General features: G+C 73.0%; 9 protein-coding genes. 6 read left to right on the forward strand and 3 right to left on the reverse strand.

The genetic code is table 11. The features are described 5' to 3' along the window. The first annotated feature begins 137 nt into the window (after positions 1 to 137). The 4 genes from ACFWU6_RS10840 (at position 138) to ACFWU6_RS10855 (ending at position 2,169) form a co-directional block, all read left to right on the forward strand. Complete coding sequence (locus ACFWU6_RS10840; RefSeq protein WP_383799444.1) at positions 138 to 566, forward strand: hypothetical protein; 429 nt, start codon at positions 138 to 140, stop codon at positions 564 to 566. Then, on the forward strand, positions 560 to 793 hold the full coding sequence (locus ACFWU6_RS10845) for a helix-turn-helix transcriptional regulator (protein ID WP_383799447.1): 234 nt from the start codon (positions 560 to 562) through the stop codon (positions 791 to 793). The genes ACFWU6_RS10840 and ACFWU6_RS10845 overlap by 7 nt, the downstream gene beginning before the upstream one ends. Beyond that, on the forward strand, positions 790 to 1,761 hold the full coding sequence (locus ACFWU6_RS10850; RefSeq protein WP_383980436.1) for an NAD(P)-dependent alcohol dehydrogenase: 972 nt from the start codon (positions 790 to 792) through the stop codon (positions 1,759 to 1,761). The genes ACFWU6_RS10845 and ACFWU6_RS10850 overlap by 4 nt, the downstream gene beginning before the upstream one ends. 81 nt (positions 1,762 to 1,842) lie before the next feature. Then, on the forward strand, positions 1,843 to 2,169 hold the full coding sequence (locus ACFWU6_RS10855) for a putative quinol monooxygenase (protein ID WP_383799453.1): 327 nt from the start codon (positions 1,843 to 1,845) through the stop codon (positions 2,167 to 2,169). A 124-nt stretch (positions 2,170 to 2,293) separates the two neighbouring features. Here the strand turns inward: ACFWU6_RS10855 and ACFWU6_RS10860 are convergent, their stop codons facing one another. Beyond that, the gene (locus tag ACFWU6_RS10860; protein WP_383980438.1) at positions 2,294 to 3,544 is read right to left on the reverse strand and encodes a serine hydrolase domain-containing protein; all 1,251 of its coding nucleotides are present in this window, start codon (positions 3,542 to 3,544) and stop codon (positions 2,294 to 2,296) included. 214 nt (positions 3,545 to 3,758) lie between these two features. Between ACFWU6_RS10860 and ACFWU6_RS10865 the strand changes: the two genes are divergently transcribed. Further along, positions 3,759 to 4,271 carry an SRPBCC family protein gene (locus tag ACFWU6_RS10865; RefSeq protein ID WP_383980439.1) on the forward strand — a complete coding sequence of 171 codons (513 nt, stop codon included), beginning with the start codon at positions 3,759 to 3,761 and terminating at the stop codon, positions 4,269 to 4,271. Positions 4,272 to 4,287: 16 nt separating this feature from the next. Here the strand turns inward: ACFWU6_RS10865 and ACFWU6_RS10870 are convergent, their stop codons facing one another. Continuing rightward, complete coding sequence (locus ACFWU6_RS10870; RefSeq protein WP_383799462.1) at positions 4,288 to 5,382, reverse strand: amidohydrolase family protein; 1,095 nt, start codon at positions 5,380 to 5,382, stop codon at positions 4,288 to 4,290. A gap of 70 nt (positions 5,383 to 5,452) precedes the next feature. Further along, entirely contained in the window at positions 5,453 to 6,793 is a 1,341-nt protein-coding gene (locus tag ACFWU6_RS10875; RefSeq protein WP_383980440.1) for a cytochrome P450, read from the reverse strand. Positions 6,794 to 7,092: 299 nt separating this feature from the next. Here ACFWU6_RS10875 and ACFWU6_RS10880 point away from each other — a divergent pair, with 299 nt between their 5' ends. Then, positions 7,093 to 7,662, forward strand: a complete 570-nt coding sequence (locus tag ACFWU6_RS10880; RefSeq protein ID WP_383812688.1) for a hypothetical protein — start codon at positions 7,093 to 7,095, stop codon at positions 7,660 to 7,662. The last annotated feature ends 104 nt before the right edge of the window (positions 7,663 to 7,766 follow it).

Here is a 7,766-nt window from a genome sequence, read left to right on the forward strand (position 1 = left end):
CCTCCGTGCCTTCCGCGGGTCGGCCGACCTCTCGGCCGACCGGCGGAGCCACCCTCCACGTGTACAGAAAACTTGACACGCTGTCGCCCCTGCTTGACACTCCTGAGTGTCAAGCATTCTTTACATGGGGAGCCGGAGTGGCAGTCGAAGAGAAACGCGCCTGGACGATGCTGGTGGTCGCGGTCACCGCGTACGCGGTCTATCTGGCGCTGGTCCTCGCACGGCCCGCGGGTCTGCCGCTGGCGCAGGCGCCCTACGTCTCCGCGCTGTGCTGGACGGTCGGCGCGGCGATCACCGCCCAGATCGTGCTCCACATCGCCGTGGCCGCCTCCACGCCCCGCGAGGACAACGTCAAGGACCTGCGCGACCGGGAGATCCACCGCTTCGGCGAGTACGTGGGGCAGTCCTTCGTCGTGATCGGCGGGGTGGCCGGACTGCTGCTGGCCATGGCCGAGGTCGACCAGTTCTGGATCGCCAACGCCATCTACCTGGCGTTCGTCCTGTCGTCCGTCCTCTCCTCGGTGGCCAAGCTCGTCTCCTACCGGCTCGGATTCCACCCGTGGTGAGGTCGACCAGGGTCACCAACTCGATCCGGGCGCTGCGGTTCGCCCACGGCGAGATGACCCAGGCCGAACTCGCCCGCCGAATCGGTGTCAGCCGCCAGACCGTCATCGCCATCGAGCAGGGGCGCTACTCGCCCTCGCTGGAGATGGCCTTCCAGATCGCCCGCGTGTTCAGCGCTCCGCTCGACGGCGTGTTCCAGTACCCCGACACCGAAGGAGACACCCCGTGAAGGCCATCGTCCACGACGTCTACGGACCGCCCGAGGTCCTGAGACCGGCCGAGATACCCCAGCCCGTGCCCGGGAGGGGCGAGGTGCTCGTACGGGTCCGCGCCGCGGGTGTCGACCAAGGGGTCTGGCACCTCACCGCCGGCCGGCCCTACCTGATCCGCGCCGCCGGTTTCGGACTCCGGGCGCCCGCGAACCGGGTCCGGGGCATCGACGTCGCAGGGCGCGTGGCGGCCGTCGGGCCGGACGTGACCCGGCTGCGGGCGGGCGACGAGGTCTACGGCGGCTGCGGCGGCTCGTTCGCCGAGTACGCCTGCGCCAAGGAGGACCAGCTCGCCCCCAAGCCCCGCACGCTCGGTTTCGAGGAGGCCGCGGCCGTCCCCGTCTCCGCCTGCACCGCCCTGAAGGCGCTGCGCGACGTCGGCCGGCTGACGGCCGGACAGCACGTCCTCGTCCTCGGCGCGTCGGGAGGAGTGGGCACCTTCGCCGTCCAGCTGGCCAAGGCGCTCGGCGCCCGCGTCACCGGCGTGTGCAGTCCGGGCAAGGCCGACCTCGTCCGCTCCATCGGTGCCGACGAGGTCCTCGACTACACGACCCAGGACCCGACCGACGGCAGCGTCCGCTACGACCTCGTCCTCGACATCGCCGGCAACCGGCCGCTCTCCCGGCTCCGCCGCGCCCTCACCGCCCGCGGCACCCTCGTCATCGTCGGCGGCGAGGGCGGCGGGTCCTGGATCGGGGGCAACGACCGGCAGCTGCGGGCGCTCATGCTGTCGCCGTTCACCGGTCAGCGGCTCCGCCCCCTCGCCGCCGGCGTGCGCCACGAGGACCTGCTGGCCCTCACCCGGTTCATCGAGGCGGGCCGGGTGACCCCGGTCGTCGACCGGGTCCATCCGCTGGCCGAGGTTCCCGAAGCCGTCCGCCGCCTGCGGGCGGGCGAGGTGCGCGGCAAGGCCGTCATCGCGGTGTGACCGGCCGCCGTGAAGGGCGACACCGGCCGGTCCGGGGGCGCGGGCGTGCTTCGGCCCGCGCTTCCTGGCAGGCTGGACCGCATGATCTTCATCGCCGTCAGGTTCGACGTCCGCCCGGAGCACAGCGACAACTGGCCCGCGCTCGTCGACGACTTCACGCGCGCCACCCGGGCCGAGCCGGGCAACCTCTTCTTCGACTGGTCGCGCGGTGTCGAGGACCCGAACACGTACACGCTCCTGGAAGCCTTCGCGGACGACGAGGCGGGCGCCGCACACGTGGCCTCCGCGCACTTCGCGGCCGGTATGGAGACCCTCGCCGGGGCCATCGCGGCGACCCCGGAGATCATCAACGTGCAGGTGCCCGGCCAGGGCTGGAACGCCATGGCCGAACTGACCCCGCGCGGCTGAGTCCGCACGCCCGGGACCCCGCTACCGATTCCCCGCTACCGTTCCCCCGCGCCGCGGGCCGCGACCGGGGCGTCCGGCCGCCCGGAGGGCCGGGCGGCCGGTGGCGAAGCGGGGGCCGGTCGCGTCAGCGCGCGTGGCGCTCGGGCAGGTCCACCTCGGCCGGGGCGACCGAGGCGCCGCGTGCCGGGGACTTCATGGCCTTGGCGGCCTTCGTCCCGCAGAAGGCGGCCTCGAGGGTCCCGCCGAGGGCGGTGTTCGCCTGGCCCCGGTTGGAGGTGTTGGCCATGGCGGCGAGGCTCTGGCGGCCGTCACGGGTGCTGAAGGCGTAGGTGTAGTAGCCCTGCACGGTGCCCGTGTGTCCGTAGACCGACGTGCCGCAGGACAGGTCGTAGCGGCGCAGGCCCAACCCGTAGAAACGGGTGTTCGTGGTGTCGGTCGGGGTCACGGTGGTCATGGCGTCCAGCATCTCCGGGGACAGCAGCTTCCCGCGGAGCAGGGCGGACGTGAAGGTGTTCAGGTCGGCCGGGCTGGAGATGACCGCCCCGGCGGACTGGGCCCACGACACCGTCTGCTCGGTGGAGTCGACCAGCGGCGCGCCGGCCTCGTCGGGGTGCAGGTAGCCGCGCGCGTGCAGGCCCTTGACGGCCGTGGCGGGGTGGACGTAGGAGGTGTTCTTCAGCTTCAGGGGCTTGAAGATGCGGCGGTCGTACTCCTTGGCGACCTTGTTGCCGGTGGCCTTCTCGATGAGCATGCCGACGACGACGAAGTTGGTGTTGGAGTACTTGTACGCCACGCCCGGCTCGGTCGTCCGCGGCTCGGCCAGCGACAGCTTGACCAGGTCCTGGTAGCCGAACACCTTGTTCCGCACCGCCTCGAACCCGGGCACGGTCTGCGCGAACATGGCGTTGGTGTAGTCCGCCAGCCCGCTCCGATGGGTCATCAGGTGGCGCACGGTGATCCGGTCGTCGGGCAGCAGGCCGGGCAGGTAGCTGTTGACGGACGCGTCCAGGGAGATCTTCTTCTCGGCCACCAGCTGGAGCAGGACGACGGAGGAGAAGGTCTTGCTGACGCTGCCGATCCGGAAGCGGGCCTTGGGGTCCATGGCGGCGCCGGCGCCGGTGTCGCGTACGCCGACGGCCTTGGTCACCACGCCGTCGGGGCCGCTGAACCGGGCCATGGCGCCGGGGGCTCCGGCGGCGGTCGTGTTCAGCAGCGCCTGCTCCAGGGCCTTGAGGTCGGGCGTCGCCAGGCCCGCCCGCGCGACCTCGGGGGAGACGGCTGGCGCGGCCTGGGCGGCGGTCGCGGGCGCGAGCGCCGCGACCAGGGTGAGCAGGGTGGCGCTCAGCGCCAGACGTTGGTTCGAAGACGGAAGCATGTGGTTCCTCGGGTCGGCTGACGTGTCCACCCGGGCAGTGCTCCGCGGACTCGCTTTCCAGGAAGCCCACTTGACCGCGCCGGGCGGTCACGAGCTTACGGAAGATCGGGGAACGCCCCGACGGCGGCCCGGTACCGCGGCGGGCGCGGAGTTACCGGGGGGTAGTTCGCGTGGCGGGCAGACGGTAGCGTCAGCACCCGAAGATCGGAGTCCCATGTCCCGCACGTTCAGCGTGTCCGACAGCATCCTCGTCGGCGTCGGCCCCGCGACCGTCTACCAGCACGTGTCCAACCCCGTCCTGATGGGAGGCTGGAGCCCGGAGAACCTCGGGGCCACCCTGCACGGCGACGCGGGCGCGGCGTACGTCGGCATGGTCTTCGACGGCCACAACAAGCGGGGCCCCTTCCGCTGGACCACGCGCTGCACCGTGACCGCGGCCGACCAGGACCGGCTGTTCCGGTTCAGGGTGCACGCCATCGGCCTGCGGCGGCCCAGGCTGCCGGGGCCCATCGCCACCTGGGAGTACCGGTTCGAGCCCGCCGCGGAGGGCACCCGGGTCACGGAGACCTGGACCGACGACCGGCGTGCGTGGCCCGACTTCGCGGCCAACGCCTTCGACCGGGTGGCCACGCGCGGACACACCTTCGCCGACTTCCAGCAGAGGAACATCCGCACCACCCTGCGCAATCTCAAGGCGGCGCTCGAAGCACCCCTGCCGAAGGCCTGACGGCCCGGCGCCGCGGTCAGACCGTCGCCAGCTGGGGGATCAGCCGCAGCGCGTTGCCGCGGTAGATCCCCTGGAGCTGTTCCGGGGTGAAGGCGGGGTCCGCCTCCAGGGCGGGGAGCGCGAGGTCGGTGACCGTGTCGGCGGGGGCCGCGGGCCAGTCCGTGCCGAAGAGCACGCGGTCGGCGGGCACGTGCGTTAGCAGGGTCGCCGCGGGGGCCATCGGACCGGCGGTGTCGTAGTAGAAGCGCCCGAGGTGGTCGCGGACGGCGCCGGGATCGACCGGCGGGTCGCAGAACCGCCCCAGGGCCTGCATGCGCGTCGCGATGTACGGCAGGAAGCCGCCGGCGTGCGGCAGGATCACCGAGATGTCCGGGAAGCGGTCGAGGGTCCTCTTGCTGATCATGTTGACCGCGGCCCGCGTGGTGTCCAGCAGGAAGTCGCACAGGAAGTTCGGGATGCCCGGAACCGTCGCGGTGCCGGGCGGGCCCCCCGGGAGGTTGTGCGGATGGGTGTCCACCACCGCGGAGCAGTCGTTCAGTTCGTGGAACAGGCGGTCGTAGGCCGGGTCCCCGAGGTAGACGCCCCCGTAGTTGGCGGTCACGTTCACGCCGACGGCGCCGAGCTGGCCGAGCCCGCGGCGGACGGCCCACGAGGAGGCGTCGGGGTCGTCCAGGAAGAGCGGCGCGTAGAACGAGAACCGTCCCGGATGCGAGGTGGCGACCTCGATCATCGAGCGCAGCGTGATGGTGATCGCCTCGCGCAGCTGGGCCGAGGAGCGGTAGCGCGCCGGCAGCATGGGCTTGAGCACGGCCGTCGCGATGCCCGCCCGGTCCATGAACCGGATGGAGGCCTCGGTGTCGAGCCGCGCCCACGGCGGCAGCTGCCCGGGCTGGACCAAGTCGTGGTGCTCGGCCCACTCGCGCCATTCCGGGGCGCAGTAGTGGTGGTGCATGTCGATCCTGGACGGGGCCGGGTGCGCCTCGGCGCGGCCCCGCGCGCGGTCGCCCGGCTCCTCGCGGACGAGCTCGCCGGGGCCCGCGGCGGAGACCGGCGGCCCGTCCGCCGCGACGCCGGCGAGGTGCCGTTCGGAGGTGCTCGTGGAGTCCGGCATGCCGGTCCGCCTTCCGTGGGTCGGGAGTTGCCTGCGGCCCGGTCGGGACCGCCGAGATCATCGCGACCGTTCAGGCCACGGGGGACACCGGGCTCACCGGCGGCGCGGAGGCCGGGGTCGACGCCGTCGGCTCCGGGCCGGGGGCCGTGGGGAGGGACGGATCCAGGACGAGCCGGAGGTGCTGGAGCCCCCGGAACGCCGCCACCGGGCCCTGGAGCCACGCCGCCTCGCTCTCCCGGGCGTCCGCCAGCCGCATCTCCGGGAACTCCCGCAGCAGGCAGCCGAGGGCGACCTCCAGCTCCAGCCGCGCCAGCGGCGCCCCCAGGCAGTAGTGGGTCCCGTGGCCGAAGCCCAGGTGCGTGCCCTGGATTCCCTCGCGCGTCACGTCCAGCACGTCGGGGGAGTCGAACTTGGCGGGGTCCCGGTTCGCCGAGGTGATGGCGATCTGGACCAGGGAGCCCTCGGGGATGACCGTTCCCCGGATCTCGACGTCCTGGGCCGCGTACCGGAAGGTCGACGTCTCCACCGAGCCCTCGAACCGGACGATCTCCTCGACGGCCTGCGGGATCAGCCCGGGTTCGGTCCGGAGCCGCGCCAGCTGGTCGGGCCGCAGCAGCAGGTTGAGGACGGTGTTCCCGATCTGGAACGCGGTGGTCTTGTGGCCCGCGAAGAAGATCACCCACATCGACGAGACGAGTTCCGCGTCGTCCAGGGCGTCCTCCGCCCGGATGAGGTCGCTGAGGAAGGAGTCCGACGGGTTCTCGCGGGTGTGCGAGACGAGCTGCCCGAGGCGGTTCTGCAGCCACTCCTCGGCGGCCCTCAGCTCCGCCTTGAGCCGGGGGTCGAACCGGGCGCGCGTGACGACCGAGAACTGCTCCAGGATCTCACCGCGGTCCGTGTCCGGGATCCCCATCAGCTCGCACAGGACCGCGATCGGGAGCGGGAAGGCGAACGACGTCATCAGATCGACAGCGTTCCGCTTCCGGCAGTCGCGCAGCAGCTCCTCGGCGATCTCCGTGACCCTCGCCCGCATGCCCTCCACCCGCCTGGGGGTGAAGGCGCTCCGCAGGCTGCGGCGCAGCCGGGTGTGCCGCGGCGGGTCCGAGAAGAGGACGTTGTCGTCGAGGGCGTCGAAGAAGCTGCCGTACACGGCGTGGTACGTCTCGATCGCCCCGCGCATGTTCTTGCTGAAGCGGGGGTCCGACAGGGCGTCCCGGGCGTCGTCGTAGCGGGTGATGAGGTACGTGTCGACCCCGTGCGGGGGCGTCAGCCGGCACACCGGGGCCTGCTCGCGCAGTGCGGCGTAGGCGGGGTGGGGGCACGTCCGGTACTCCGGGGCGCCCGCGGACACGGCCGACACGATGTCGTCCAGTGTTCCGCCGCCGTGCGGTGCCGCGTCGTCCTGCGTCATGTTCCGCGCCCTCCGTGACCCCCGGGGTTCCCCGGACCCACCGCTTCCCTGCGCGGGCCCGTCGCGAAACGGCCCGTTGCCCGATCGGGTGAGTCCCCGCGCCCGCGCGGCCGGGGCCGCCGGCGCCGCTCCCGCCCCGGCGGGAGCGGGCGGGGCGGGGCCGGGCGGGCCGCCGCCGGCGGGTGCGGAGCTCCGCGTTCGGCCGATCGGCGGGCGCCCGTACGGTCACGCCGGGTGGCGCTTTCCGCGAAGCGGGGAATGGGATCTTCGTCCAGCCCACCGCCCCGAGGAGTCCGCGCATGGCCCGACGTCCCGCCCTGGTCCTCACGACGGCCGCCACGCTCGCCCTGGCAGCCCTCGCCGCACCCGCCTCCGCCTCCGCCCCCACGGGAGCGGAACCGGGCCGGGCCGCCGTCGAGCGCGGCGCCGCGTACGGCGCGACCGCCCCCTACCATCGCCACGCGAACGCGGTGGCGGCCGGCTACGTGCCGGACAAGTACTGCGTCGTCAACCGCACGGGACCGGGTGCGCTCGGATACCCGCACTTCAACCACGCGTACGACAACTCCCTGGACCCGGCGAAGCCCGCCGCCCTCTACTACGAGGACGACGGGCGCGGCGGCAAGCGGCTCGTCGGGGCCCAGTGGCTGGTCTACGACCGGGACCAGGACCCGGCGACGGACGACGACCGCCCCTCGCTGTTCGGCCGGGCGTTCAAGGGCCCGCAGCGCGGCAACTTCCCCGGCCAGCCCGTCCACTACGCCCTGCACCTGTGGCTGTGGAAGAAGAACCCCAACGGCGTCCACGAGACCTACAACCCGGCAGTGGCCTGCCTCCCCGGCACCACCCGCCCCCAGCCGACCCCTTGACCCGCGGCCGGCGCCGCCCGGCGGACTGCGGCTCCGCCCCCCGCACGCCCTCGCCGACGGGTGCGCGCTCACGAAAGGACCCGAGTCGTTGGGGGGGGGGGTGT

The organism is Streptomyces sp. NPDC058674 (assembly GCF_042716505.1).
Taxonomy (GTDB): Bacteria; Actinomycetota; Actinomycetes; order Streptomycetales; family Streptomycetaceae; genus Streptomyces.